The following is a 25,883-nucleotide window of genomic DNA, read 5'->3' as shown; positions in this document are numbered from 1 at the left end:
TTTTCTTCCGACTCGAGATCCTCGCATCATGAAACTTGTCAGCTTTATCCATGAAAACCGGCCATCCTATGGCGTGCTGCGCGACCAGCAGGTCCTCGATCTGGGCGCCTGCTTCGGCGTGCGCGCGCCCGATCTCAAGACTTTCCTGGCTTCGGGCCTGCCTGTCGATGAAGCCGCGCCGCGCCGCGAATTCGCCGGCCTGCGCCTGCTGCCCGTCATCCCCAATCCGGGGCAGATTTTCTGCGTGGGCCTGAACTACGCCGATCACGTCCAGGAAACCGGCCGGCAGTCCACCGAACACCCCACCCTCTTCATGCGCGTGGCCGAGTCCCAGGTCGCCCACGGCGAGGCGATCGTGCTGCCGCCGGAATCCGGGCGCCTGGACTACGAGGGCGAGATCGCCATCATCATCGGCAAGGCCGGCCGGCGCATTGCCGAGGCCGATGCCGCCGACTACATCGCCGGTTATGCCTGCTACAACGATGGCAGCATCCGCGATTGGCAGACCGCGACTTCGCAATGGACCGCGGGCAAGAACTTCTGGCGCACCGGCGGTTTCGGCCCGTGGATGGTGACGGCCGACGAGATCCCTTTTGGCAGCTGCATGAGCCTGGTCACGCGCCTGAATGGCCAGGAGATGCAGCGCACCACCACGGATCTGCTGATCCATTCTTTCGCGCGCCAGATCGCGCATCTGTCGACCTTTACGCCCTTGGCCGTGGGCGACGTGATCGTGACCGGCACGCCGGGCGGCGTGGGCGCCAAGCGCCAGCCGCCGGTGTTCATGCGGGACGGGGATGTGGTGGAGGTTGAGGTCGACCGCATCGGCATCCTGCGCAATACCGTGCGGGCCGAGTAGTCCGTCGCGGTCAAGAGAATAAGAGAGGGAGAAGACAATGCTGCACAAGAAGATATGGCTGGCCGGCGTGCTGTCCCTGGCCTTGGCCGGGGCTTGCCAGGCCGGGGATTTTCCGTCCAAGCCCATCACGGCCGTCGTGCCCTATGCCGCGGGCGGCCTGACCGACCAACTGGCGCGGGAGGTTGGCGCCCGCATGGCCAAAAGCCTGGGCCAGCCTGTCGTCGTGGAGAACCGGCCTGGCGGGGCTGCGCAGATCGCCATGAACTACCTCAAGCAGGCGCCGGCTGATGGCTATCTGCTTTTCTTCGGCGATGTGCCGTCGCTGGCCACCAACCTGGGTTTGTTTCCCAAACTGAGCTACGACCCCCGGCGCGACCTGCGGCCCGTGACCCAGTTGATCGAATCGCCCGCCCTGGTGGTGGTGCCCAATGATCGCCCGTACCGCGACTTCCTGTCCCTGGTGGAGGCGGCGCGCCGGCAAACCCTGGCCTATGCTTCGCAGGGAGTGGGCACGGGCGGCCAGTTGTTCGGCACCTTGCTGTCGGCCAAGATTGGCGCGCCCATGACGCATGTGGCCTATCGGGGGTCCACCCCGGGCCTGGCCGATGTGATGAGCGGGCAGGTGGATTTCATGTATGACGCCATTCCGACCTCCGGGGTCTACGCCAAGGCGGGCAAGCTGCGTGCCCTGGCGATCGGCTCACAGACGCGATCGCCGCTCTTGCCCGAGGTGCCCACCTTGAGCGAGCTGGGCTATGCCTCCATCGTGCCTACGTTCTGGTGGGGGGTGGCGGTCAAGGCCGGCACGCCGGAGCCCGTGGTGTCCAAGCTGCACGACGCCATTGTCGCGGCGATCACCGATCCAGACGTGGCCGGCAAATTCACCGGCCAGGGCGTCCTGATCAAAACCTCCACGCCGGACGCCTTCGCGGCCTATATCGACAGCGAAATCACGCGCTGGACGGCCGTGATGAAAGACGCCGGCATGTCGACCCAATAAAGGAGACATCATGCAACGCTATACGGACCAGGTGGTCTTCATTTCGGGCGGCCTGGGCGATATGGGCCAGGCCATTGCGCAACGGCTGGCCGACGAGGGCGCGACCGTGGTGCTGGGCGATATCGCGCGGCCGGACCCGGCGCGGCGCGACCGGCCGCCGCACTGGGTGCTGCCGCTGGATGTCACGCAGCCGCAGAGCTGGAGCGAGGCCATGCAGGCCATCGTCGAGCGCCACGGGCGCCTCGATGTGCTGGTCAATAACGCCGGCGTGGTCTCCACGCAATCGGTCAACTTCGATGAGATCGATGTCGCCGAGTGGCGACGTCTGTTCGCCATCAATGTGGACGGCGTTTTTCATGGCGTGCAGGCGGCCATGCGCGTCATGAAACAGCAGGACGGGGGCGGGGCCATCGTCAACATGGGGTCCATCGCCGGCTTCGTGGGATCGGCCACCGGCGGAGCTTACGGCGCGAGCAAAAGCACCTTGCGCAATCTCACCCGGCAAGCGGCGCTGAGCGCGGCGCGCGCCGGCTATCGTATCCGCGTCAATGCCGTGCACCCCGGCTATGTCTGGACCGCGCTCATCGCCGATAAACTGGCTGCCCAGTTTGGCGGCGAGGAGGCGGCCCAGGCGGCCGTGCGCGCCATGAATCCCATGCAGACCATCGTGACGCCGGAAGACGTGGCGGCCAGCGTGGCTTTCCTGGGATCGGCCGATGCGCGCATGATCACGGGCGCCGACCTCGTGGTCGATGGCGGGCGGCTGATCCAGTAGGGCCCCGGGGCAGGCCTTGGCGCGGCGGGAATAATCGTGCTAGAATGCCCGACTTTCCTTGGATGCAAGTCTTTATGGCCCAAATCCGGGGCAGCAAGCCTAGGCCGACGTGGTGAAATTGGTAGACACGCTATCTTGAGGGGGTAGTGGCGAAAGCTGTGCGAGTTCGAGTCTCGCCGTCGGCACCAAGAATGAATATCAGGTAGTACACAGCAGTCTACGAAACCCGCGATTCTCCTATAGAGACGCGGGTTTTTTGTTGTCTATGCGTCTACCGTCGTATCGGTGAATCTATAGCTTTTGGGTACTTTTTTTTGGTACTTTTCTGCTGAGTACCCAAATCGGGCTCACTTGAAGACCCCAAAAGTACCAACCCGCCAGCGATGCCCAGACTTGCCAAACAACTGACCGCCGTGGCCGTAGAAAAGGCCCGGCCCAAGGCCGATCCGTACACGCTGGCCAGCGGCAACGGGCTGTTCCTGCTGGTGCTGCCCGGCGGCGGCAAGCAGTGGCTGGTTCGATACCGGACGCCCGACGGCAAGCGCAGCAAGGTCATCATTGGCTCCTACCCCGATCTCTCTGTGGCCCAGGCTCATGGCAAGGCGGCAGAGGTTCACCTGGCAGCGCGCACGGACGCCTCTATCGTTGGTGTGAGGGCCCAGGCTCGAGCGCGGGCCGCCAGCCTGACCGAAGCCGAGTAGGTGCATCCTGGGTGGGCCAATCCTGGGGGATGTGGAAACCCTAATGAAGGCGACCATGGGGAACGTTCAGCGAACCGCTGAGGGCAGGGATAGTGACTCGGGCGCGGCGGCGATAAGGCTGCTAAAAGGAAAAATCCCATGCGCCAACCTTTGGTACACAAAGGCGGCCACCGACCGTCTTATCTTTAACCAACTGCAGGAACTGGCTTCTCCGGGCTACCTGCGCAGAATGGAGCGGGGGGCCCGAAAGGAGTTTGGCCAGGAATACTTCTGGCGGCCTGACAGCGCCGTTCCAGACCGGGCGCCCGATCTGTCTCGTGCCGCAGGTCAATAAAAATGGGGGCGAGGCGGTCGTGCCCCGTGGACTGGGCGTTGCTGCTTCAGACCCTGCATGACGCAGGCTACACGATCTACGAGGCCGGCCGGGCCACACGGATACCTCGCTCAACCATCCAAGGTTGGATAGACGGCAGCGAGCCGCGGCGCCAGGATGGCGAGACGATAATTGCCCTCTGGGTCGCCGTTATCCGGTTGCCCAGGATGTTCGTTCCCCGGCTGCCTGGGAAGCGTCGGACAGCTTGAGCTCAAAGAAGGCCGGCTACATCTGGCGCTGGTCGATCTCGCAATCACCGTTCTGAATCCAGTAAACATACCGATCCGTCCCATCAGGCTTCCTGGCCATTTCAAGGAAGCGCGACGCCTGACCAGAAAACCGATCAATCTTGACGTTCAACTGCAGTTGGCGGTTCAAGGGGCGGGCATGGGGGCGGAAGTCGATTTCGATGTGCCGACGACCATCCTTCAGCGTAGGGACCTTCCAGAAAACGTCCGGTACAAGCGGGTCGCTGTCGGTCGCTCCTGCCCGCTTCACCAAGGCTCCGGGCCCGTCGATGATGCGCAGCGGGTCTGTTTCAAAAATCCACTGCATGCGCATGATGGCTGAATCTGTAGCCCATTCCAGCGCGACAGGATCTGAAATGCCGCGCCCCGACACGTCGAATAGGCAAGAGACTGAGAACTGTGCGCCGTAAGTGACGTTTGCGATGCACATGGCGCCGATAGTACATGCGAGTTTCACCAGCTTTCTTATGCTTCTTTTCATGATGGCAGGTACCCGATGATGGTTGCGTTCTGCTGTAGTCTGAAAAGGTAGTTTACCCAGAGGTCATTGCTAACCCGTGCCCTGCAACACTACGCTGCCGACTGCCCAGGTGTAAGGGAGACAGCGGTGGCGGGGGAGGACTTTGAGGCATTCCAGCGATTCGTCAAGGCATATCGGCCCAGATTCAAAGCGATCGCTGGGGCAACGAAAGGCGACTACACGCCGGAGGACATCGAAGGCGAGGCATGGCTGATGGCCCCGATAGTGGCCCAGAAGACGAGCGTAGCGCTTGACTTCGATGACCCGTTCTTTCGGGATCGCTTGGCCGCATTTCTATACAACGAGTTGGTCAAGTACGCTGACAAGACAGTGCGAAGCGCGCTGAAACTAGACAGGCAATTCGACGGAGAAGATATCGCCGTTGACGACCACCCGGCGATGCGCAAGTTCGCTGCCAGCGATTTTTGTGACCCGCTGCAGCACCTTATCGCCGCGGAGGAGGTTCGTGACGAGCCGCCCGAACATGAACCGTACGAGTCACGGGCTGGCGCTTATCTCCATCTGCTGCGACGGTTCGACAACAGGATGCGGGATGTGGCGCGGCACCTCCTGATATCGACGTCCTATTGCTATTTTCGGTACAACGAGGCGCTGGCAATGGTGCAACAGCAGTTACCTCTCCCGGGCGCCGGCCTCGCCACCGATTCGGCAAAAAATCCGAAGTCTTGGCGTGCGTTCCGGCAGGTGCGAAGGTGGGCGCAGATGGAGTTGGACTTCGGCTATGTCTTGCCGATTCTCGCAACAACTGAGTGTCACCTACAGGCCTATCCTTGTGGCCGGGGGCTTCGGCGTCTGGTTTCGGGAAGCTCAGTGCTTTGCGAAGCCATCGATGGGATGTAACAGCGTATTCTTCCCTGAGGGTGCTCAGAAGGGCGATGATCTATTACAATTCGGCGCGCTGAAATTTATGAGCTTCGATAGCTTTTGTTAATTGCAAGAAGAGTGTTATTTTTTTTTTGCTATTGATGCTCTTTTCCTTCTCGTCTCGCGTTAAATGAGATGGTCGATAGTTCGACAACTTGATCGAGATCCTGCAATCAAGGGATAGCCTAGGCACCATTGGCAGGTTTAGCTTGGCCTTGCGGGCCATTCGGTCACGGAGATATCTATGAAACTTGTACAGATTCTTTCCAGCAGGCTTCCGGAAATTGATGACGCTGTCAAAGAATGTGTGAATCAAGGTCAGTGGCTACTATTTAAAGCTCCGGTTGGTGAATTTGGCGCCTGCCGGGCAGCCTACTTTTTACAAGCTAATTCAGTGGTTTTCGCACTGAACGAGTTAGGCGGGGTGATGGAACAGGTAGCTGAGGATGTGCAGACGCCTCAAATTGAAGAGTTGTTCTATTTCTCGGATTTACCCCAACCCACCTCTTTGAGTAACACATCGTCGATTTTGCACGTGCATTGACGGATTCCTATGGGCCTGGTCAATAGCAATACGCGGTGGGCACTTTTCTTGTCTGCTAGTTCTGAGCCTGAACCCCGCCATATCTTGGATCTTGTTTTCGGATTGCAGTGTTTAGAGGCTGCGGGGGTTCAGCCAGCTAGCATCAGCATTTATGTTGATGGATCAGATCGATCTGCGATAGCACAATGGTTTTCGCTAGCTACGCAGAACGTCTACGAAGTACATCCAGCCAGCCAATTTTTTTTAGACTTGGCTGTAAACATCTATGACAATCTAGTCTTGTTTGTGACTGGGCACGGTAATATCAATGGGATCGATGGACAGCCTCCGATTAAGCCCTATGCGCTTATCCGTGGCATCAAGGAAGCTCCTCGACTCCAGCGCGCCGTTGTATATCTTGGGCAGTGCCATGCGGGGATTTTTAACTATATCGGGGCAGGTAGACGTTTAGCGGCTCCCGATGCAGCTGGCGCCGATATTATTTTGCTCGGAGCCACCAGCCTTCATGAGAGCATTAGCTCCTCCACGCAAGAGCAGTTTCGGACTGGTCCAGTTAACTGGTTAGCAAACTTATTCCTGCTTCACGTTTTCAAATGGATATCATCACCATTTGATGTTGATGGGGACGGGCGCTGTACCGTGATCGATTCTTATAAGTACGCTGGCGTGCACTCAAATACTTCTAATAAATCGGTGAAGGCATCTGCATTCCTACGCTGCATGGACTTGCATCAGCGATGGGCAGTGGCAGATCAGGCTCACCGTGTAAACCCTTCGAATCAGACATTGCTTACGCTTCAGGGTTTGCAGGCCAACTACAACGCGCAGCTAGATCTTCATGCGATCCATCAGGAATGCTGGATCCTAAATGCAATTCCGGCTCAAGACCTAGAGTATTGAGTATTTCCGGACGCTGCGTTCGATTGTTTTCATGTTCGTGCTGGCACTTGATGGCTGTAGTTGGGGTACCTTTTTAGGTACTTTTTGTTGCCATAGTGGTTTTATTGTCTATAAAGTTCGAGTCTCGCCGTCCGCACCAGAATTCATGCCAAGCAGTACAGAGTGGTCCATCAGACCCGCGATTCTCCTGGAGAAGCGCGGGTTTTTTGTTGTCCGTGCGCGGGCGCGGCGTGTCACCGGCCTGCTTCAGGCAGCCCGCAGAGAGGTGAGACGCCGGCGCCTGCGGGCTGGCGGCGGGCTTCGTCCAGGATCGCCTGGGCGAGTTTCGCGATGGGCTTGTCGACCAGCTTGCCGTCGACCGCCACGGCGCCCAGGGGGGCGCTGGCCAGGGCGTCAGTCACGCGGCGCGCCCAGGCCTGCTCGGCCTCGGTCGGGGCAAAGCCCGCGTTGACCGCGGACACCTGCCTGGGGTGAATGCATAGTTTGGCGCCCAAGCCCCACCGTTTGGCGCGTCGGACGTCGGCTTGCAGTTGCGCCGCATCGTCGATGGCCAGCGAGACGCCGTCGATGGGCGGCGGCAGCCCGGCATGGCGCGAGTGCAGCACCAGCTGGGTGCGCACGGCGTCGAGGGCGTCTTTTTCTTCCTGTATGCCAGAATCGGACATGAAGTCGTATGAGCCGAAGGCCAGGCGTTCGACCTTGGGTGCCTGGGCCAGGCCGGCGAGCAGGAAGCTGCCTGCCACGGTTTCGATCAGGGGCAGGATGCGCTGTGCGGGGCCGAGGCGCCCGGCCAGGGCTGCGAGTTCGGCGGGGTCTTGCGCCTTGGGTAGCATGACCCGGGTGACGGCCGGCAAGGCCAGCAGGGCGCAATCCTCGTGGTACCAGGGCGTGGCGGCAGGGTTGATGCGCAGGCACACCTGCGCCGGCGTTGTCCGCAGCCAGGCGCCCACGGCCTCGCGCGCCGAGTCCTTGTGCTGCGGCGCGACCGCGTCTTCCAGGTCGATGATCACCACGTGGGCGCCGGACTGCAGGGCTTTGTCGAAACGTTCGGGACGGTCGCCCGGTACGAAAAGATAGCTTCGGTCGCTCATGGGTCAACGGTCCTTGGCGCCCACGCCCCATTCGCGGCGCAGGACGGTGCTGTAGCTGAATCGGTCGGCCGGATGGATGCTGGTCGCCAGTTCCACCAGCTGATTGCGGCGGTTGCGGTATTTGCGGCTGACCAGCAAGGCGGCGGTGTGGGGGTCGACATTGAGCGGGCGCGCATCGGCCGGTGCGAGCACGATCGCTCGGATTTCCTGTTCGACCGCGGTGATGACTTCGCCGAAGTGTTTTTCGATCTCGGCGTGCACCGCGCCCTTGAGCGGGCCATGCATGCCTTGGATGGAGCGGAAGGCGGGATGTATCCAGATCTCGGTGGTACAGATCGGCTCTTTGGGATTGCCCGCATGGCGCCGACCCTCCAGGCGCAGCCAGGTCTCGCCGGGCGCCGCTTCCAGGATGCGGGCGCGGTCGGCGTCGATCTCGACCGTTTCCTTGGATTCGATGACCAGGGTGGTTTCCGCCGCGTACTGGTAGAGATCGCTGACGTCCGCTACGCTCTGGCGATAGCCCGAGGCGACCGCGCGGGCGCAGACGGTCGTGCCGATCCGCGGCTGGCGCACCACCAGTCCCAGGTCCACCAGCCGCTTGACCGCTTCCCGCGCGGTGGAGCGGCTGACGCCGAACTGTTCGCACAGTTCGAATTCGGTGGGCAATTGCGTTCCGACGGGATATTGGCCGCTTTCGATCTCGTGCAGCAGGGTCTGCGCCAGCTGCATATAGCGCGGCTGGCTGGCTTTCAGGGCCGGGTTCAGCGCGAAGCGGGAAGAAGAGGCGGCGTCTGAGGTCATATCACGGAGCGTTCGCGGAGCTGGACAATGTCCTCCGCATCGTAGCCGAGTTCCCGCAGGAGTTCGTCGGTGTCGGCCCCCATGGGCGGAGCCGGATTCGTGGGGTGCGGGCCGGCCCGCACCGGGGAGGCGACCATGCGCACGTCGCCGCCGGGGTGCGCGAAGGCCAGCACGCGCTCCTGCTCCTTGACGAAGTCGCTGTCCAGGGCCTGTTTGACGTCATAGACGGGGGCGGCGGGGACTTTTCCGGCGAACCGGCGCATCCATTCGGCCGTATCTTCGCCTTGCAGGACGGCGTCCAGTTCTTCCGTCAGTCGTTGGCGGTGTGCGAGACGGTCCTTGAAGGTTTTGTAGTGCGGGGCATCGATCCACTCGGGCTTGCCGACGCACTCGGCCAGGACGCCGAAGAATTTTTCTTTGTTGCACATGAGGAAGATCCAGCCGTCCCTGGTCTTGTACAGCTGGCTGGGCGTCAGTGACGGATGGCCCGAGCGGGGTTCACGCCCGATGGCGTGGCCGGCGTTCAGATACCAGGTCGCGACATAGGCCAGGTTGTGCAGGGCGACATCGAAGAGGCTGACATCGATGTCGCGCCCCTGGCCCGATGCGCGCGCGCCCAGCACGCCGGCCAGCAGTCCCATGGCGGCTGTGGTGCCCGTCATCAGGTCGATGATGGACAGGCCCATGCGCGCCGGGGGACCGTCGGGCTCGCCCGTCAGCGACAGATAGCCAGCCTCGGCCTGCATCAGGTAGTCGTAGCCCGGCCAGGCGGCCCGCGTCCCGCTACGGCCATAGGCCGACAGATGGCCGCAGACCAGCCGCGGATTCACATCCTTCAGCCGCTCATAGGTCAGGCCCAGCTTGGCCGGGAGATCGCCCCGCAGGTTGTTGAACACCACGTCGGCGGACGCGGCCAGTTCGCGCAGCACTTTGCGGCCTTCGGTCTGCTTGAGGTCCAGCGTGATGCTTTTCTTATTGCGGTTGAAGGATTGATAAAAGTGGCTGTCGCCCGGGCCGAAGTAATGAGGCCCGACCGAGCGGCCGACATCCCCGCCGTCGCGCGGGTTCTCGATTTTGATGACTTCGGCGCCCAGGTCGGCCAGGTGCTGCGTGCCGAAGGGGCCCGCGCCATACTGTTCCACGGCGATGATGCGCAGGCCGGCCAGGGGCAGGCCGGTGCCGGCCGTCGGGGAGGAGGGCTCTCGGGCGGCGCTCATGCCGGATTCCTTTCGATCAGTTGCTTGGCGATGATGATGCGCTGCAATTCGTTGGTGCCCTCGCCGATGAGCAGCAGCGGCGCGTCACGGTACAGCCGCTCCACGTTGTATTCCTTGGAGTAGCCATAGCCGCCGAAGATACGCATGGCCTCCAGCGCATTCTCCTGGCCCGCCTCGGTGGCGAAGTACTTCGCCATGCCGGCTTCCATGTCGCAGCGTTCGCCGCGGTCGAACGCCTCGGCCGCCGCATAGACGAGCAGGCGGGCGGCTTGCGTGCGGGTCGCCATTTCGCCCAGCTTGAGCTGGATGGCCTGGTGTTCGGAAATGGGCTTGCCGAAGGTCTTTCGCACCTGGGCATATGCCACCGCCTCGTCCAGCGCGGCCTGCGCCACGCCCAGGCCGCGCGCGGCGACGTTGATGCGCCCGAGTTCCAGGCCGCCCAGGACCTGCTGCAGCCCCTTGCCTTCGACGCCACCGACCAGGCGGTCGGCCGGCACGCGGTAGTCCTCGAACGACAGCGCGCAGGTGTCGATACCCTTGTAGCCCAGCTTCTCCAGTTTCTTGCTGACGATGAAGCCTTCGCCCTTCTCGGCGATCAGCAGGCTCATCCCCTTGTGGCGTGGTTCGGCCTGCGGGTCGGTCTTGACCAGCAGCGCCAGGCAGTTGCCGTACATGCTGTTGGTGATCCACATCTTGCTGCCGTTGACGACATAGTCGCCGCCCTCGCGGCGCGCCACGGTGCGGATGGCCTGCAGGTCCGTGCCCGCGTCCGGCTCGGTCAGGCCCACGCCGCCGCGCAGTTCGCCCGTGGCGAACCGGGGCAGGAACTCGCGTTTTTGCGCCGGGGTGCCCGAACGCTGCACGGCCATGGCCATGATGAGATGGGAATTGATGATGCCCGAAATGGACATCCAGACGGAGGACATGCGCTCGATGATCTTGGCGTAGGTCTTCGTGGACAGGCCCAGGCCGCCGTATTCGGTGTCGATGATGCAGCCGAACAAGCCCATCTCCTTCATCTTCTCGACGATCTCGGCGGGATAGAGGTCGCCGTGTTCGAGACGTTGGACATGGGGTTTGACCTCCACCGCCAGGAAGCGGTCCAGCATGTCGAGGATCAGGCCTTCCTGCTCTGCGTCATGCGCGGGAGCCGGGGATTGGGACGTCATTGCGTTTTCTCCATATGGGCTTGCACGCCCAGCAATTGGGACAGCTCGGCGGCGCTGCCGCGCTCGATGCCAAGGACTGCGTTGAGCACATGATCGGCGTGCGCGCGACTGACCGCGCGCGCGGCGTTTTCATGGAATTTGACGACGATTTCGTCATTGGTGATGGGACGGTCCGGGGCGCCGCGGTTGATGGGCTCGGTATGCGACAGCACGCGCCCGTCGGCCAGCTCGATATGCACCTGGCCGCCGAAGTAGCGCGGGAAATCCGCGTCGGGATCGGGCAGGCATTCCACCAGCGAGGCCAATCGCAGGGTTTCCGGGTCCTGCCAGGCGGCGGGATCCAGGGCGTCCAGGGTGTAGCGGCCGAAACGCAGGCCGGTGGCGACGGAATAAGGCACGCTGAACTGGGCCTCGTAGGCGTTGGAGGGGCGCTGCTTTTTCTCGGCCGGTTCGCATACGGCCTTCATCGCGCCCGGCGGGACCTTGGCGACAATGCGCCGGATGGGCGCGCCACGCCATTCCTTGGACAGGATGCCGGCCGCGTCCGCGAAAGCGTGCGTGAAGTGGCAGGCGGGCAACGGCTTGATGGCCACGTTGAGCGTTTCCCATTCTTCGCCCAGACCTGCCGTGATCATGTCGAGGTCGCATTTTTCGTAGAAGGCGCCGAGATGGCTGGGATAGAGCCCGAAGCGGCCCTCGTAGGCCGCGCCGGGGCCGACGAAGCCATGTTTGGCGAGCGTAGCGGCGGTGATGCCCGCCGCCGCGCCCCAGCCGGGATGCAGGCGCTTGGTCCACGCGCCGTCTTCCAGGCATTCCAGGCTGCCGGACGCCACGGACAGAGTGATGCCTTGCGCATCGATCGCGCGGTCCACGTCCAGGCGCAGCAGCCGGGCGGCGGCCAGGGTGCAGCCGAAGGCGCCGATCAGGCCCGTGGGATGGAAACCGACCTGGTGAAAGCCGCCCTTGGCGGCCGCGCCCAGGCGAGTGGCGGTTTCGACGCCGAGCACATAGGCATTGAGCAGGTCGCGCCCGGAGGCGTTCAGCCGCGTCGAAAGCCCAAGGACGGCCGGCAGGACCGAGGTCGTGGCGTGTATCACCCCGCTGGGATGCGTATCGTCGTAGTCCAGGCCGTGGATCAGCAGGGCGTTCATGATGACCGCGTCGCGCATGGGCAGATTCTGGCCGTGGCCGATGACGGGCTGGTCGCCGCCGGGCCCGGCCAGCTCGCGCAGTCCGGCCAAGGTCTGGCGGGCGAAATCCCATTGCGTCGAGGCCAGCGCGATGCCCAGGGCATCGAGCATGAGGTGCGTGGCGCGCTGGCGCACCGCGGGCGGAATGGCGTCGATATCGCTGTGCACCGCATGGCGGGCCAGCTGTGTCGAGATAAGCGGTGTGCGGTTGGGTCGGGAGTGGGGATTTGGCATGGCGATCAATCCACTTTGGCGCCGGCGAGGTTCACAGCGATGGCCCATTTGTCGATTTCGGATTGGATGTATTGGCGGAATTCCGCGGGCGGCATCAACACCGCTTCGGCGCCCAGGCCCTTGAGCACGCTGCTGACCTCGGGCGCGGTGGTCCAATGCGCGGCGAGGGCCTGATAGAGCTTGTCGATGATGGGCTTGGGCGTGCCTTTGGGCGCCGCCAGGCCTATCCAGGCGGGGGCCACGAAGTGGCCCAGGCCCGCTTCTTCCATGGTGGGGATATCCGGGGCGGCCGGGTTGCGTTTCTCGCTGGCCACGGCCAGGACGCGCAGCTTGCCGTTACGCGCATAGGGCAGTAGCACGGCGCCGGTATCTATCATGGCGCTGACCTGCCCGCCGATGAGGTCCGTCGCGGCGGCGGGACTGCCCTTGTACGGCACATGCACGAGATCCATGCCCTGCTCATGCTTGAGCAGTTCCATGGTGAGGTGACTGGTGACGCCGCTGCCGCCCGAGCCATAGTTCAGCTTGCCCGGCGAGGCCTTGGCCAGCTTGACGAACTCGGCGGCCGTATGGGCCTTGACGGAGGGGTTGACGGCCAGGAACAGGGGCACGACCGATAACAGCGAAATGGGCTCGAAATCCTTGAGCGGATGATAGGGAAGATGCGAGTACAGGCTGGGGTTGATGGCCATCGTGCCGCTGGAGCCCACCACCAGCGTATAGCCGTCGGGTTCGGCCTTGGCGACCAGGTCGGAGCCAATGCTGCCGGCCGCGCCCGGTTTGTTCTCCACGATGACGGGCTTGCCCAGGGTCTCCTGCAGCTGTTTGGCAGCGATGCGGGCGACGATATCCGTCGCCTGTCCAGGCGGGAAGCCCACGATCATGCGGATGGGTCTTTCGGGGTAGTCTGCTTGCGCCGGCATGCTGGCCAAGCAGGCCGCCGCAAGCGTCATGGCGATCCGCCACGGCTTGGAAAAGATCATCATTGTTTTGTCTCCTCGCGTGTTCTCGGGCGTCTAGCGCGGGTCGTCCACGGCGTGGCCGCGCTTGGGAACAAGGGACATGCGCAGGAACTCCATGACCATGATCCCGTTCTGGTTGAAGGCCCGCGTCCGCGTGGTCACGATGCCCTGCGTGGGGCGGCTCTTGGAAGGACGAACCTCAAGGACTTCGGACTCCGCATACAGGGTGTCGCCGCCGAACACGGGCGCGGTGAGCTTGATCTCCTTCCAGCCCAGATTGGCCACGGCCTTGGCGCTGACGTCGTTGACCGTCATGCCCAAGACCACGGCCAGGGACAGGCCGCTGTTGACCAGCAGGCGGCCGAATTCGCTCTGGCTGGCGAAGTTGGCGTCGCAGTGCATGGGGTGGGCGTTCATGGTCAACAACGAGAACTGGATGTTGTCGTTGTCGGTGATGGTGCGGCCGGGCCGGTGCTCGTACACGTCGCCCACCTTGAAGTCCTCAAGATAACGGCCATAGGAAGCCCGGAAACGCTGCGGGCCGACTTCGATTGCAGACTGCATGAGACACCCTCCTGGTCGATTTGTACGTATTGATCATTTGTTCGTACAAATTAGTTTAGGCAGATCGGCCCAGGAAGGAATCGGGGTTTACCCAGGAAGGAGGCGGTGGACAGGGGAGCACCGCCCGGCGGCGCCCCGCGCTGCGGCCACGCGCCGCTACAGTGCCGCGGCGCTGCCCAGGATCACGGTGCTTTGGCTCGATAGGGTGCCGCCGTTGCCGTGGGCGAGCGCGGTGTGGCAGCCGGCGATCTGTCTTTCGCCGCCCTCGCCGCGCAGCTGCCGGACGGCTTCGATGAGCGCGAAGATGCCATACATGCCGGGATGGCAGTACGACAGGCCGCCGCCGCTGGTATTGACGGGCAGGGCGCCGCCCGGCGCGATACGGCCGTTTTCGACATAGCGCCCGCCTTCGCCCTTGGGGCAGAAGCCCAGGTCTTCGAGAAAGAGCAGGGTGGTGATGGTGAAGGCGTCGTAGAGCTGCAGGACGTCGATGTCCCGGGGCGACAGGCCGGCCATGTGATAGGCCTGGGCGCCGCTGTGCACGGCCGCCGTGATGGTGAGGTCCGGCATGGCGCTGATGGCGTAGTGGCTGAGGGCTTCGCCCAGGCCCAGGACATAGGCGGGCGGGCGGCGCAGATCGCGCGCCCGCTCGGCCCGGGTCAGGACCAGGGCGCCGCCGCCGTCGGTCACCAGGCAGCAGTCGCGCAGCGTGAGCGGTTCGCTGATCATGGGCGAGGTCAGCACGTCGTCCACCGTCAGCGGTTTTTTCTCCCAGGCGGCGGGGTTAAGCAGCGCCCATTGCCGGGCCGCCACGGCGATTTCGGCCAGCTGCCGGCGGGTGGTGCCGTACTGATGCATATGGCGCGAGGCGGCCAGCGCATAGGAGCTGGCGGTATACATGGGCCGATAGGGCGCCTCGTAGGGGTTGGGATCGGGCGCGGCGACATTGGCGCGGCCCAGGCTGCGTTGGGTGCTGCCATAGGCGATGACGGCGACCTCGCACAGGCCGGCCTCGATGGCGGCCTGGGCATGGGACACCATGCTCATGAAAGAGGCGCCGCCCATATTGGTGGCGTCGTGGTAGCGCGGCTGGATGCCGAGGTATTCGGCCAGGGCCAGCGTGGGCATGCGGCTTTGCGAGGTGGTGGCGAACAGGCCGTCGATCTCGCCCAGGGTCAGGCCGCAGTCTTGTAGCGCGCGGCCCACGGCCTGGCCCATGAGGTCTATCGGCCCCAGGCCGGGCGCGACTTTGCCCAGATCGGATTCGGCCGCGCCGACGATGGCGATGCGGCCGCGTTGCAAGGCGGGTTTCATGCGGGCTCCAGGCTGTCGAAGATGGGGTAGGGATCGCCGCCGTCGGCGGGCGTGTGCACTCGCATGCGCACGCGCATGCCGATGGCGGCGCGGCCTTCGACCCGGCTCATGAGGCGGAAGCCTTCGTCCATGTCGACCAGCACGACGTTATAGCTTTGCTGGTCGCGCGGATGCACCACGGTGACGGCATGCACCGTGCCCAGGCCTGCGCTCACGCGCCATTGCAGCGCCGGGTTGCCCGAGGCGGGGCCCAGCACGCGCGGCGGGAAGACGGGACGGGCCGTCAGCGCGTCGTACTGATAGGCCAGCTCGCCGGCGGCGAGGTGGCGGCGATAGGCCGCCAGCGGGGATTCTGTCTGGGTCATGAGCGGCTCCGGTCAGACAATGCCCTGTCCGCGCAGCCGGGCGATGTCCTCGGGGCCGTAGCCCAGCAGGCTGCCCAGCACGCGCTCGGTACTGTCGCCCAGGCGGGGCGGCGGCAGGTCATAGCGCGGCGGTGTGTCGCGCAGGCGCAAGGGGCTGGCGATGGTGGAGACGACGCCGCCGCTGCCAGTCCCGCGCGGAATGTCCACGCGCAGGCCGCGGTGGCGCACCTGGGGATCCTGGAAGACCTGCTCATAGTCATTGATACGCCCGCAAGGCACGCCGTGCGTTTCCAGTCTTTCCAGCCAGTCGGCGGCCGGGCGCGCCAGCATGCTGCGCGCCAGCTCGGGCACCAGGGTGTCGCGGCCCTGGATACGGCCGGTCACCTTGGCCCAGCGCGCGTCGGCGGCGAGGTCGGGCCGCTCGATGGCGCGGCAGTAGCGTTGCCATTGATCATCGTTGCCGACGGCGACGACGATCTCGCCGTCGGCCACGCGGAACACCTGGTAGGGCACCAGGCTGGCGTGCGCGTTGCCATAGCGGTGGGGCGCGCGGCCGGTGGCGAAGTAGCCGGTGACCTGGTTGCCGCCCAGGGCGACGATGCAGTCCAGCAGCGCCATGTCGATGTACTGGCCGCGGCCGGAGACCGACCGGTAGTTCAGCGCGGCGAGGATGGCGATGGTGGCGTACATGCCGGTGATGACATCGGCGATGGCGATGCCGGCTTTTTGCGGGCCGCCGCCGGGCAGGTCGTCGCGCTCGCCGGTGATGCTCATGAGGCCGCCGATGGCCTGGAAGACAAAGTCGTAGCCCGGCTTGCTGGCGCTGGGACCGTCCTGGCCGTAGCCGGTGATGGAGCAATACACCAGGCCCGGGTTGAGGGCCCGCAGGCTGTCATAGTCCAGCCCGTAGCGTTTGAGGTCGCCGATTTTGTAGTTTTCGATGACCACGTCGCTCTGGGCGGCCAGCTCCCGCGCGATGCGCTGGCCTTCGGGCTTGGAGATGTCCAGCGTGAGCGATTGCTTGCCGCGGTTGGCGGCCGCGTAATAGGTGGAGTCGCGCGTGTCGTCGCCGTCGCGTGTCCAGGGCGGGCCCCAGGCGCGCGTATCGTCTCCTGTGCCGGGGCGTTCGACCTTGATCACCTCGGCGCCCATGTCGGCCAGGTTCTGCGTGCACCAGGGGCCGGCCAGGATGCGCGAGAGATCGAGCACCCGGATATGGGAGAGAGCGCCCGGCGCGGCAGCCTTGCTTTCGGGAGTTGCCGTCATGCTGCTTCCTATTGGATGGTGATGTGGGCGTCGGCGATGACCTTGGACCACTTGTCCATTTCCGTGCCGACGAAGGCGGCGAACTCGGCCTGGGTCATCGTGCCCGGCACGGCGCCTTGCTGCGCGAACTGCTCGCGGATGGCGGCCGTGTTCAGCGCGGCCAGCACGTCGGCGGACAGGCGTTCGGTCAGCTTGGCGTCCATATGGCCGGGAGCGTAGAGGCCAAACCAGGCCGTGGCCTCGAAGCCTTTGACGCCGGCTTCGTCCAGCGTCGGCACATCGGGCAGGGCCGCGGACCGGCTCAGCGAGGTCACGCCCAAGGCGCGCAGCTTGCCGGCCTTGATGTGCTGCAGCACGCCGGGCACGGAGTCGAACATGATGGGGATCTGGCCGCCCAGCAGGTCGTTGAGCGCGGGCGCGGCGCCCTTGTAGGGGATATGGACCATGGACACGCCCGTCATGGACTTGAACAGCTCGCCCGAGAGGTGGTTGGCCCCGCCCGTGCCGGCCGATCCGAAGTTGACCTTGCCCGGGTTGGCGCGGGCGTAGGCGATCAGGTCGCCGACGGTGTCGATATGGTTGCGTTGCGCGAATTCGGCATTGACCACCAGCACATTGGGCACGGCCGCGACCTGGGCGATGGGGGTGAAGTCTTTCTTGCTGTCGTAGCGCAGGTTCTTATAGAGCGCCGGATTGATGACGTGATGCGTGGCCGTGACCATCAGCGTATAGCCGTCGGCGGGCGTGCGGGCCAGCTGCTCGGAGAATATCGTGCCGCTGGCGCCGGGCTTGTTCTCGATCACCACGGGCTGCTTCCATGCCGCGCCCAGGGCATTGCCCAGCATGCGGGCCAGGATATCGGTCGTGCCGCCGGCCGGGAAGGGCACGACGATGCGCACGGGCCGGTCGGGGAAGGTCTGGGCGCGGACCGCCAGCGGCAGGAGGCAGAGCGCTCCCAGGCAAAGGCCGGCCGCGCTGCGCAACCATGAATTCATTGTTGTCTCCTCATTCTTGTCGGTGGGGCGGCGCCGGCGCGGGCGCCGCCGGCGGATATCAGTGGGGGAACTCGACCATGGCCTCGCCGACCGCCACGGTTTCGCCGCGCTGGTTGAGCACCTGCACGTCCAGCGTGGCCCAGCGGCTGTTCTCGGTCTTGCGGGTGGCGGTGATCACCGCTTGCGGGGTGATGGTGTCGCCCGGCTTGACTGGCGCCTTCCAGCGGGTCTCCAGGCGGCGCTGCACGCCGCCGCGCTCATAGAGCCAATCGGTCAGCATGCGCGTGATGACGCCGAAGTTGTTCATGCCGTGCATGATGATGCCGCCGAAGTTGGTGCGGCCGAAATTGCCCTGCATGTAGTTGTCATCCAGGTGCAGCGGGTTGTAGTCCAGCGAGGCTTCGCAGAACTGGCGGATGGATTCCCGGGTCGGCGAAAAGGGCGCGCCTTCGATTTTCTGGCCGGCGGCAAGCGAGTCGAATGTCTGGGTCATGTTGGTGCTCCTTACATGGGCCGGATCGTCCAGCCGCGGCCGGAGCAGATCACTTCATTGTTCTGATTGAAGAAGACGTTGTCGTGCACGACGAAGAGGCGGTCCTTGCGGATGAACTTGTCCAGCGCGCGGGCTTCCAGCCGGATGACGTCGCCGGGACGGGCGGGCAGGTTGTAGCTCCAGGACTGGCCGGCATTGACGGTGCCGGGGCTGCGCATCCAGTCATCGGTGGGCGTGCAGGCGAACATCAGGAGAATATGGATGGCCGGCGGGGCGATCAGGCCCTTGTAGGGTGACTTCCGGGCGTAGTCTTCGTCGAAGTACAGCGGATGCATATCGCCGACGACGCGGCAGTACTTCTGGATGGCTTCCAGCGTCAGGGTGTAGGGGAGGGTCTTGCGCGGCTCGCCGGGGACGATGTCGTCCCAGATCTTGCGCGCCGAGGCGTCTTTCCAGAAATCTGTCTCGAATGTGGTTTGCGTCATGGCCTTTCCAGGGCGGGTTGGGAGGGGAAGGCGCATTGCCGGGCCCGGACTTGCGCAGCGCGGTCGGTCTGTCTATAATGACCGCTAAGCGGACATATCCATCCGCTATACGGTCATTTTGGGTAGTCGGGGCGAACGTGTCAAGCACGTCCGCGGGAGAGGTCATGGCAACACCGGAAAGCGAATCGTTCGTCCGCACCTTTGCGCGCGGGCTTAAGATCATCGAAACCATGGGGCAAGGGGACGCGCGCCAGACACTGGCCGACATCGCCGCGGCGGTGGAACTGCCGCGCACGGCGGTGCGCCGTTTCCTCATGACGCTGATCGAGCTGTCCTTCGTCAAGACCGACGGCAAGCACTATTGGCTCACGCCCAAGGTGCTGCGCCTGGGCCTGTCCTACCTGTACACGCTGCCTTATTGGCGCCAGTCGCAGCTCTCGCTCGAAGAGCTGGGTGCGCGCATCGGACAGTCCTGCGCCGTGTCGGTGCTGGACGACGAAGAAATCGTCTATGTGCAGCGCTTGCATACCAAGCGCATTCTGTCCATGAGCCCTTCGCTGGGCAGCCGCCTGCCGGCGCATGCGGTGTCGATGGGCCGGGTCTTGCTGTCAGGGCTGGACGACGAGGCGCTGGAGCACTATCTGCGGACGGCCACGCTCAAGCCGCTCACCACCCACACCGTGGTGGACCGCGATCGCCTGCGCGAGGCCATTCTGCTGGCGCGCAAGCAAAGCTACGCCTGGGTGGACAGCGAGCTGGACGATTCCATCGCCGGCCTGGCCGTGCCCGTGCGCGACCAGGACGGGGGCATCGTGGCGGCCATCAACGTAAGCCTGTCGGCGGGCACGTATACCGAAGCGTCCGCCGTGGCGGAGTTTCTGCAGCCCCTGCGGCAGATCGCATCGCAGCTGCGTTCGACGATGGTCGGACTGCGTTAGCGCGATCCGCGGCCCGCGGCGTTCTGGCGCAGGTAGTCCAGCACGGCCTGGTGGTCGCCCGAGAACACGATGCGATCCTGTTTGAGCTTGCGCTGGTAGGCGTACATGGGGTCGTAGTACTGGGCCAGCAGGGCGGCGATCCATGCGCGGTGTCCGTCCACCGCGCCGCTGGCGGCTTGCTCGGCCAGCGCGGCGTCCATCATGGCCGAGAGTTGCTGGTAGCGCAGGCCGCCCAGGCGCTTGCGTATGCCGGCAAGGCTTTGCCGCAGGCGCTGCGCGAAGGCCTCTTGGCCCGGGCCGGGGCCGTGGTGGTGGACGAACTCGGCGCAAAGGTCGACGACATAGTCGCGCAGGATGCGCTGGACGCGGTTCTGCAGGCTGTCTTCCAGCCACACCATGGGGCAGTCCTGCATGAGGCGGTAGAGCGCGACCGGCAGGCTGCAGCTGCCGATGGCTTGGCCTTCGTCTTCCACCACGAAGCCGGACTGGCCCGCATGGCGCTTGCGCAGCACGTCTATGGCCAGCGCATTGTCGAAATCGACCTGGACGGGCTGCGGCAGCACATGCTTGCCGAAGCTCGATCCCCGGTGCCGGGCGTGGTGTTCCAGATCCAGGGCGTTGGGGAGTTCGCGCAGCACGTCGGTCTTGCCGGTGCCTGTCATGCCCCCCAGGACGACGAAGCGGCATTGGCCGAAGGCTTGTTCCAGGGTGCCGAGCAGAAAGCTCCGCATGGCTTTGTAGCCGCCGGTGACGCGCGGATAGGCGATGCCGGCCTCGGTCTTGAGCCAGGATTGCACGATCTGCGAACGCATGCCGCCCCGAAAGCAATACAGGTAGCCGTCGGGATGGGCGCGCGCGAAGTCGGCCCAGGCCTGGATGCGGGCCTGCTTGATCGGACCGCTGACCAGGCGGTGCCCCAGCGCGATGGCCGCTTCCGGCCCTTGTTGCTTGTAGCAGAGGCCGACCTGCGCGCGCTCGCGGTCATCCATGAGCGGCAGGTTGACCGCGCCCGGGAAAGCGCCCTTGGCGAATTCGACGGGCGCGCGCGTGTCCAGCAGCGGTACATCGGCAAGAAAAAGGTCTTGGTAGTTCAGGCAGTCGTCGCGCATGGCGCTCCCGGGCGGTTCAAGGCGGAACGGCCCGGATTTTACGCCCGCCGCGCCTCACCCCTTCTCGCCTTGCGCGGCCAGGGGCCGTCCGTGCTGTTGCACGAACCAGGCTTCGAGTTCGGCCGGCGGCAGCGGCCGCGAGAAAAGATAGCCCTGCGCGACCGGATAGCCCTGTTCATGCAGCATGCGGTTCTGCGTGCTGGTTTCCACGCCTTCGGCCACCACGGTCAGGTGCAGGCTCTTGCCTATGCCCAGGATGGCCGCGCTCAGGGCGCGCGCGGCGTCGTTGTGATCCAGGTCCGCCACGAAGCTGCGGTCCAGCTTGAGTTCCGATACCGGCAGGCGCCGCAGATAGCTCAGGCTGGAGTAACCGGTGCCGAAATCGTCCATGGACAGACGCACGCCCTGCGCATGGACCTGGGTGATGGTCTGCATGGTGCTGGGGTGCGTGTCCAGCAGAATGCTCTCGGTCAGCTCCAGGGTCAGGTCGGCCGGCGCCAGCGCGTTCTTGCGCAGGGTGTCGGCGATCATTCGCGGCAGGTCAAGATTGTGAAAACTCGTGGGCGAGAGGTTGACCGAGACCGCCGGCACGGTCAGGCCCCTGGCGCGCCAGGCCGAGAGCTGGCGGCAGGCCGCCCGCACGGCCCAGAGGCCCAGGTCGGCGATCAGGCCGCACTCTTCGGCTAGCGGGATGAAGCGTGACGGCGGAATCTCGCCCAGGGTGGGGTGGGTCCAGCGCGTCAGCGCCTCGACCCCGTACAAACGGCCCGAGCCCAGTTCTATCTGCGGCTGGTAGTTCAGGCGCAGCAGTCCTTTCTTCAAGGCATGGCGCAGATCGGTCTCCAGCGCCAGCCTTTCCTGCGCCAGCCGATTCATCTCGCGGCTGAAGAAGCTGAAGCGGCCCCGTCCGCGGGTCTTGGCCTGGTACATCGCCAGGTCGGCGCGCTGCAGCAGGGTTTCCATATCGCGCCCGTCGGCCGGGAACATCGCCACCCCCACGCAGGCCGAGACGGACAGGTCGGTGCCGGCCAGCTGCAGCGGCAGGGCGAGTTCGGCCTGCAGGCGCTCGACGGCGTCGGCCGCCCGATCGGCATCGGCCTGCGGCAGCACCACGACGAATTCGTCGCCCGACAAACGTCCCACCAGGTCGGTGGGGCGCAGTTTGTCGCGGATGCGGTCGGCGGCGGCGCGCAGCAGTTCGTCTCCCGCCACGTGGCCCAGGGAATCGTTGACCTGCTTGAACCGGTCCAGGTCGATGAACAGCACCGCCAGCGGGTCGTCATTGCGCGCGGCCGAGGCGATGGCTTGCTCGGCCTTGGCCAGCAGCAGGCTGCGATTGGGGATGCCGGTCAGGCCGTCATAGAAGGCCAGCTGGCGGATGCGCTGGCGCGCGTGTTCTCGTTCCAGTGCCAGGGCGCACAGATGGGTGCAGGCGTCGACCAGGCTTTGATGGAAAGCCTGCGAGGCGGCGCTGCGCGGCTGCCGGTAATAGAACGCGAAGCATCCGATCACCGTGTTCTGGCTGTTGCGGATAGGCGTGGACCAGCAGCCGGTAAAGCCCAGCGGCAGCACGATATCGCGGTAGTCCGCCCACAGCGGATCGGTGGCGATATCGTCCACGCAGACGCTTTCATTGCGCCAGGCCGCCGTGCCGCAGGAGCCGGCCGCCGGCCCGATCGATAAGCCTTCGAGCAGTTGGCAGAAGTGCTGCGGCAGGCTGGGGGCGGCCAGGGGCCGCAGATGCCCCTGGCTGTTGACCTCCAGGATGGAGGCGGCGATTTCGGGGGCGATGCGCTCGACCTCCCGGCAGATCAGCTCCAGGACCTCGGTCAGGGGCTGCTCGCGCACCATGGCCTCCAGCACCTGGTGCTGCAAGGCCTCGTGCATCTTGGCGCGCGTGATGTCCGTGAACATGGTCACGATGTGCGTGAGCCGGCCCTGGGCGTCGAACATGGGGTTGGTGACGATCTTGGCCCAGTAGCGCTGGCCCTGCTTGCCGACGACGATTTCCTCGCGTTGCGAGGCGATGCCCTTGAGCAGGCGTTTGCGGCGCACGTGCACATAGCCCGGGCCCAGCTGCGGGGTGAGCAGATCGACGGTGTTCTTGCCCATCACTTCCTGGGCGGTCCAGCCGAACATGCGCGTAAAGCCCGCGTTGGCATAGACGAAGCGGGCTTCGCTGTCGGCCATGATGACGGCGGTATCGGTGGCATCGGCGGCCAATGTGAGTCGCTGCAGGCTGGCCTGTTGCGCCTGTTCGCGCCGCACCTGGGCGCTGATGTCCGTGGCCGCCTTGAGGATATGCAGGAGGGTGCCGTCGGTGTCGCGCACCGGCGTATAGCTGGCTTGCAGCCAGCTGCTTTTGCCGCCTTGCCCGATCTGTTCTTCCCTGGCCGAATACGACTCGCCGGCCAGCAGCCTGGGCCAGTAGTCTTCCCCGCGGTCCGTGTCGGGGCGGAAACTGTCGCGGTGGCGGCCCAGCGCATCCTCGCGGCGATAGCCCAGGATGGCGAGATACCTATCGTTGGCGCGCCGCAGCACGCCATCGGGGCTGTACTCAGCCAAGGCCATCAGGCGGTTGAGGGCTTCCAATTGCGCCATGGGCCGATCGACCGGCTCGCTTTGCTTGAACATGGCCCACCTTCTCGCAAATAGCTGCGGCGCACTGCGCCGTTGATCATGGGCTCGCGCCCGAACGTTTGCTGCGGGAATCTCGTGAGGCGCCTTGCATCCCGGATGGGTCATCCCGGCCCAGGCGTCTTCAGAGCCAAGCTCGTTTGCTCCACGTGGTGGAGTACGGCCTTTCTCTGCTGGACTTTAGACGTTAAAGCGCGAATTTCAAATTAATTCTATTGAGTGAAATAAATTGAAATTCGGTCGGGCGGCGCTCCGGCCCGCGGCGAGATGCTTGGCGGCGCGGCCCGCCTACAGTAAGCTGCCCGGGCGATAGTGGTGACAACAACGGTTCAGATGAGCAGACTATCGGGCGCGATGCTGCTGCGCCGCTATGAACAACGCAATAAGGCGCGCTGGCACCAACGTTGCCGCGAGCGGTTATTCGTGAAAGATCCGGCCCGCGCCCGCCTGGCCGTGCTGCTGGCCGCCAGTCTGGTCTATCTCCTGGCCGAGTTCGCTTTCAGTGCCTGGATTGTCGAGGCCACGGCCTTCAATGCGGACGCCGCCACCTTGTCAGGCGCCCGTGTCTACGGCCGTTTGTTGACCGGCTGCGCGATCGGTCTGCTCGCCTGGCCGGTGCTGCGCGGCGGCCGCGGCCGGGCGCTGCTGCTCTTCTTTCTGGTCTCGGGCAGCCTGGCCTGGGCGGCCTATGAAACCGAGCGCGTCGTGCTGGCCGAGCTGGTGCGTTACTCCAGCGCCCAGGCCCGCGCGGCGGCCGTGACCGGCATGCTGTTGCGCCAGGGGCTGGCCGTCGACGCGGTGGACCCGGCGGAATTCGAAGGCCTGTGGCACGAGGGGATGGAGGCATCGGTCCCGGGCAAGTCATTCGCGGCCATGGTGGCGTTTCTGGCCGCTCCCTATCTCGATGGCGCCGAGGGCGCCCACGACCTGGACGAGGCCTATGCGCGTTTCGTGCGCAGCCAGCTGGCGATGCAGAAGCGATTCCAGGCCTACCGCGACCCCGAATCCTTCAGGCGGCAGGCCCTCCAACAGTGGGAGTCGCGGCGGCCCGTGGGCCGTGCGCGCGAGCCGGCCATCGAAGACCGGGCGGCCTTTGTCGCGCGGTCCGAATCGGCCCTGCGGCAACGCGCCGGCGTCGACGGCCTGCCGCCCGGCCTGAGCCTGGGCCAGTTTGCCGCCCATCCGCGCATGCAGGCGGCCTGGCGGGCGATGCTGGCCTATCCCGATACCAGCCCGCGGCTGTCGCTCACGCCGATCGGGCGCGACACGTTCGCCGCGCGCTATTACCGCCCCATGTTGGATGCGCGCCGTCAGTTGCCGCCGCGCGACTACGGCCACCAGGCCGCGGCCTATGTCAATGGCGCCGAGCGCGCCGCGCAAGGGCAGCGCGCTTTCGAATTGATGGTCGCGCCCATGCTGGGCCTGGCCTTGTCATTGTTCGGCATCCTGGTGCATGTGTGCCGCGGCGGGCTGTTGCTGACACAGTACGCCAGTGGCTGGCGTTTTCGTCATGCCGGCGTCGAGCTGGTGGCGCTGCTGGCCTGTGTCTGGGCCATCTGCCAGCTGGCCAGGTTTTTGCCGGTGACGCTGGCGGCGCAGCCGGCCTACGAATCCTGGGTGGCCGGCGGCGGTGTCGCCACCGGCTTGCTCGATGCCATGATCCGGCTGCAGGCCCTCGGCTATCCGCTGTTCGATTTCGTGTTCCAGCTGTTGCGCTGAATCCGGGACATTTCAGGGCGGCGCGGCGTCCGCGAAACCCAGGCGCTGCAAGAGCGGCCGCAGATCGGGATAGCCATCCGTCCAGCGCAGTTCCACGAAGGCCTCAAGGGGCGCCTCGATGCGCTGCACGCCGATGGCGCGCGCCTGCTCGGCGTCCGTGGGCGTGAAGGCCCGGCCCGGAAAGGCCATGAGCTGGCCATAGAGAATGGGCACGGCGCAATGGCCGCAATGATTGGTCCAGACGTCCTGGCGCTTCGGATCCGGCGCGAAGCCCGGCGCCTGCCGGACGAGAAGCTCGCCCACCTCGCGGGCCAGCAGGCTGACGCCCGACAGGATCGCGGCGCTGGGATCCCGGCGCCAGCCATCGTCGTGCGCCGGCTGCCCGCCGTCTCCGCCGTCCGGGTCCAGCGTCTCGTGCGAGGGCGGCACCGCCAGAGCGTGCACGGCGGTGGCCTGGCCGCAAGAGGGGCAGGCACACTGGCTGCTGAGAATGAGGTAATAGGGGGCGCGCAGGTTCGGAATCATGGAG

26 protein-coding genes and 1 tRNA gene are annotated in these 25,883 nt (G+C 65.0%); 10 read left to right on the top strand and 17 right to left on the bottom strand.

Translation table 11 applies throughout. The features are described 5' to 3' along the window. The first annotated feature begins 28 nt into the window (after window positions 1-28). The 5 genes from AXA74_RS02985 (at window position 29) to AXA74_RS02965 (ending at window position 3,335) form a co-directional block, all read left to right on the top strand. The gene (locus tag AXA74_RS02985) at window positions 29-859 is read left to right on the top strand and encodes a fumarylacetoacetate hydrolase family protein (protein WP_032954909.1); all 831 of its coding nucleotides are present in this window, start codon (window positions 29-31) and stop codon (window positions 857-859) included. A gap of 37 nt (window positions 860-896) precedes the next feature. Continuing rightward, window positions 897-1,859, top strand: a complete 963-nt coding sequence (locus tag AXA74_RS02980; RefSeq protein ID WP_230588823.1) for a Bug family tripartite tricarboxylate transporter substrate binding protein — start codon at window positions 897-899, stop codon at window positions 1,857-1,859. Between the two features lie 10 nt (window positions 1,860-1,869). Beyond that, window positions 1,870-2,634: an SDR family NAD(P)-dependent oxidoreductase gene (locus AXA74_RS02975; RefSeq protein WP_032954911.1), complete on the top strand. Its 765-nt coding sequence runs from the start codon at window positions 1,870-1,872 to the stop codon at window positions 2,632-2,634. 103 nt (window positions 2,635-2,737) lie between these two features. Next, window positions 2,738-2,822, top strand: a tRNA-Leu gene (locus AXA74_RS02970). A gap of 195 nt (window positions 2,823-3,017) precedes the next feature. Then, complete coding sequence (locus tag AXA74_RS02965) at window positions 3,018-3,335, top strand: Arm DNA-binding domain-containing protein (RefSeq protein WP_032978764.1); 318 nt, start codon at window positions 3,018-3,020, stop codon at window positions 3,333-3,335. 598 nt (window positions 3,336-3,933) lie between these two features. Here the strand turns inward: AXA74_RS02965 and AXA74_RS02950 are convergent. Next, window positions 3,934-4,437: a hypothetical protein gene (locus AXA74_RS02950; RefSeq protein ID WP_126623671.1), complete on the bottom strand. Its 504-nt coding sequence runs from the start codon at window positions 4,435-4,437 to the stop codon at window positions 3,934-3,936. Window positions 4,438-4,563: 126 nt separating this feature from the next. Between AXA74_RS02950 and AXA74_RS02945 the strand changes: the two genes are divergently transcribed. From AXA74_RS02945 to AXA74_RS23745, 3 genes are all read left to right on the top strand, one after another. Beyond that, window positions 4,564-5,337 (top strand): hypothetical protein, encoded by a 774-nt coding sequence (locus tag AXA74_RS02945; RefSeq protein WP_032978753.1) that lies wholly within the window; start codon window positions 4,564-4,566, stop codon window positions 5,335-5,337. Window positions 5,338-5,605: 268 nt separating this feature from the next. Then, window positions 5,606-5,905: a hypothetical protein gene (locus tag AXA74_RS24080; protein WP_126623672.1), complete on the top strand. Its 300-nt coding sequence runs from the start codon at window positions 5,606-5,608 to the stop codon at window positions 5,903-5,905. Between the two features lie 9 nt (window positions 5,906-5,914). Then, entirely contained in the window at window positions 5,915-6,805 is an 891-nt protein-coding gene (locus AXA74_RS23745) for a hypothetical protein (RefSeq protein ID WP_080700937.1), read from the top strand. A gap of 233 nt (window positions 6,806-7,038) precedes the next feature. Here AXA74_RS23745 and AXA74_RS02940 read toward each other — a convergent pair whose 3' ends face one another. The 13 genes from AXA74_RS02940 to AXA74_RS02880 form a co-directional block, all read right to left on the bottom strand. Then, window positions 7,039-7,896, bottom strand: a complete 858-nt coding sequence (locus tag AXA74_RS02940) for an HpcH/HpaI aldolase/citrate lyase family protein (RefSeq protein WP_032954957.1) — start codon at window positions 7,894-7,896, stop codon at window positions 7,039-7,041. Between the two features lie 3 nt (window positions 7,897-7,899). Further along, on the bottom strand, window positions 7,900-8,697 hold the full coding sequence (locus AXA74_RS02935; RefSeq protein WP_029579117.1) for a GntR family transcriptional regulator: 798 nt from the start codon (window positions 8,695-8,697) through the stop codon (window positions 7,900-7,902). Continuing rightward, window positions 8,694-9,914, bottom strand: a complete 1,221-nt coding sequence (locus AXA74_RS02930; protein WP_032954958.1) for a CaiB/BaiF CoA transferase family protein — start codon at window positions 9,912-9,914, stop codon at window positions 8,694-8,696. The genes AXA74_RS02935 and AXA74_RS02930 overlap by 4 nt, the downstream gene beginning before the upstream one ends. Next, entirely contained in the window at window positions 9,911-11,083 is a 1,173-nt protein-coding gene (locus tag AXA74_RS02925; RefSeq protein WP_029579119.1) for an acyl-CoA dehydrogenase family protein, read from the bottom strand. The genes AXA74_RS02930 and AXA74_RS02925 overlap by 4 nt, the downstream gene beginning before the upstream one ends. After that, complete coding sequence (locus tag AXA74_RS02920) at window positions 11,080-12,507, bottom strand: MmgE/PrpD family protein (RefSeq protein ID WP_230585420.1); 1,428 nt, start codon at window positions 12,505-12,507, stop codon at window positions 11,080-11,082. The genes AXA74_RS02925 and AXA74_RS02920 overlap by 4 nt, the downstream gene beginning before the upstream one ends. A 5-nt stretch (window positions 12,508-12,512) precedes the next feature. Next, a complete protein-coding gene (locus AXA74_RS02915) occupies window positions 12,513-13,493 on the bottom strand; it encodes a Bug family tripartite tricarboxylate transporter substrate binding protein (RefSeq protein WP_032954960.1) in 981 nt (326 codons plus the stop codon). A 30-nt stretch (window positions 13,494-13,523) separates the two neighbouring features. Beyond that, complete coding sequence (locus tag AXA74_RS02910) at window positions 13,524-14,033, bottom strand: MaoC family dehydratase (protein ID WP_029579123.1); 510 nt, start codon at window positions 14,031-14,033, stop codon at window positions 13,524-13,526. A 156-nt stretch (window positions 14,034-14,189) separates the two neighbouring features. After that, a complete protein-coding gene (locus AXA74_RS02905) occupies window positions 14,190-15,347 on the bottom strand; it encodes a thiolase (RefSeq protein ID WP_029579124.1) in 1,158 nt (385 codons plus the stop codon). Next, window positions 15,344-15,712 carry a Zn-ribbon domain-containing OB-fold protein gene (locus AXA74_RS02900; protein WP_029579125.1) on the bottom strand — a complete coding sequence of 123 codons (369 nt, stop codon included), beginning with the start codon at window positions 15,710-15,712 and terminating at the stop codon, window positions 15,344-15,346. Before AXA74_RS02900 ends, AXA74_RS02905 begins: the two co-directional genes overlap by 4 nt. A 12-nt stretch (window positions 15,713-15,724) precedes the next feature. Then, complete coding sequence (locus tag AXA74_RS02895) at window positions 15,725-16,978, bottom strand: CaiB/BaiF CoA transferase family protein (protein ID WP_029579126.1); 1,254 nt, start codon at window positions 16,976-16,978, stop codon at window positions 15,725-15,727. An 8-nt stretch (window positions 16,979-16,986) separates the two neighbouring features. After that, the gene (locus tag AXA74_RS02890) at window positions 16,987-17,973 is read right to left on the bottom strand and encodes a tripartite tricarboxylate transporter substrate binding protein (RefSeq protein WP_032954961.1); all 987 of its coding nucleotides are present in this window, start codon (window positions 17,971-17,973) and stop codon (window positions 16,987-16,989) included. 58 nt (window positions 17,974-18,031) lie between these two features. Beyond that, complete coding sequence (locus tag AXA74_RS02885; protein ID WP_029579128.1) at window positions 18,032-18,466, bottom strand: MaoC family dehydratase; 435 nt, start codon at window positions 18,464-18,466, stop codon at window positions 18,032-18,034. Between the two features lie 11 nt (window positions 18,467-18,477). Next, window positions 18,478-18,951: a MaoC family dehydratase gene (locus AXA74_RS02880; protein WP_029579129.1), complete on the bottom strand. Its 474-nt coding sequence runs from the start codon at window positions 18,949-18,951 to the stop codon at window positions 18,478-18,480. A 164-nt stretch (window positions 18,952-19,115) separates the two neighbouring features. Between AXA74_RS02880 and AXA74_RS02875 the strand changes: the two genes are divergently transcribed. After that, on the top strand, window positions 19,116-19,889 hold the full coding sequence (locus tag AXA74_RS02875) for an IclR family transcriptional regulator domain-containing protein (RefSeq protein WP_029579130.1): 774 nt from the start codon (window positions 19,116-19,118) through the stop codon (window positions 19,887-19,889). On the opposite strand, the gene mnmH is transcribed toward AXA74_RS02875, so the two are convergent. Continuing rightward, the gene (gene mnmH, locus AXA74_RS02870) at window positions 19,886-20,998 is read right to left on the bottom strand and encodes a tRNA 2-selenouridine(34) synthase MnmH (protein WP_032954962.1); all 1,113 of its coding nucleotides are present in this window, start codon (window positions 20,996-20,998) and stop codon (window positions 19,886-19,888) included. The two genes, AXA74_RS02875 and mnmH, sit on opposite strands and share 4 nt — an antisense overlap. 54 nt (window positions 20,999-21,052) lie before the next feature. Beyond that, window positions 21,053-23,632: a bifunctional diguanylate cyclase/phosphodiesterase gene (locus AXA74_RS02865; protein WP_029579132.1), complete on the bottom strand. Its 2,580-nt coding sequence runs from the start codon at window positions 23,630-23,632 to the stop codon at window positions 21,053-21,055. A 336-nt stretch (window positions 23,633-23,968) separates the two neighbouring features. Between AXA74_RS02865 and AXA74_RS02860 the strand changes: the two genes are divergently transcribed. Continuing rightward, a complete protein-coding gene (locus tag AXA74_RS02860) occupies window positions 23,969-25,354 on the top strand; it encodes a hypothetical protein (protein ID WP_230586897.1) in 1,386 nt (461 codons plus the stop codon). Window positions 25,355-25,366: 12 nt separating this feature from the next. Here AXA74_RS02860 and AXA74_RS02855 read toward each other — a convergent pair whose 3' ends face one another. Beyond that, entirely contained in the window at window positions 25,367-25,879 is a 513-nt protein-coding gene (locus AXA74_RS02855) for a hypothetical protein (protein ID WP_029579134.1), read from the bottom strand. Between the last annotated feature and the right edge of the window lie 4 nt (window positions 25,880-25,883).

The sequence above is a fragment of the Bordetella hinzii LMG 13501 genome (genome assembly GCF_001548475.1).
GTDB lineage: Bacteria > Pseudomonadota > Gammaproteobacteria > Burkholderiales > Burkholderiaceae_B > Bordetella > Bordetella hinzii.
This window is presented reverse-complemented; position numbering and strand designations above follow the sequence as displayed.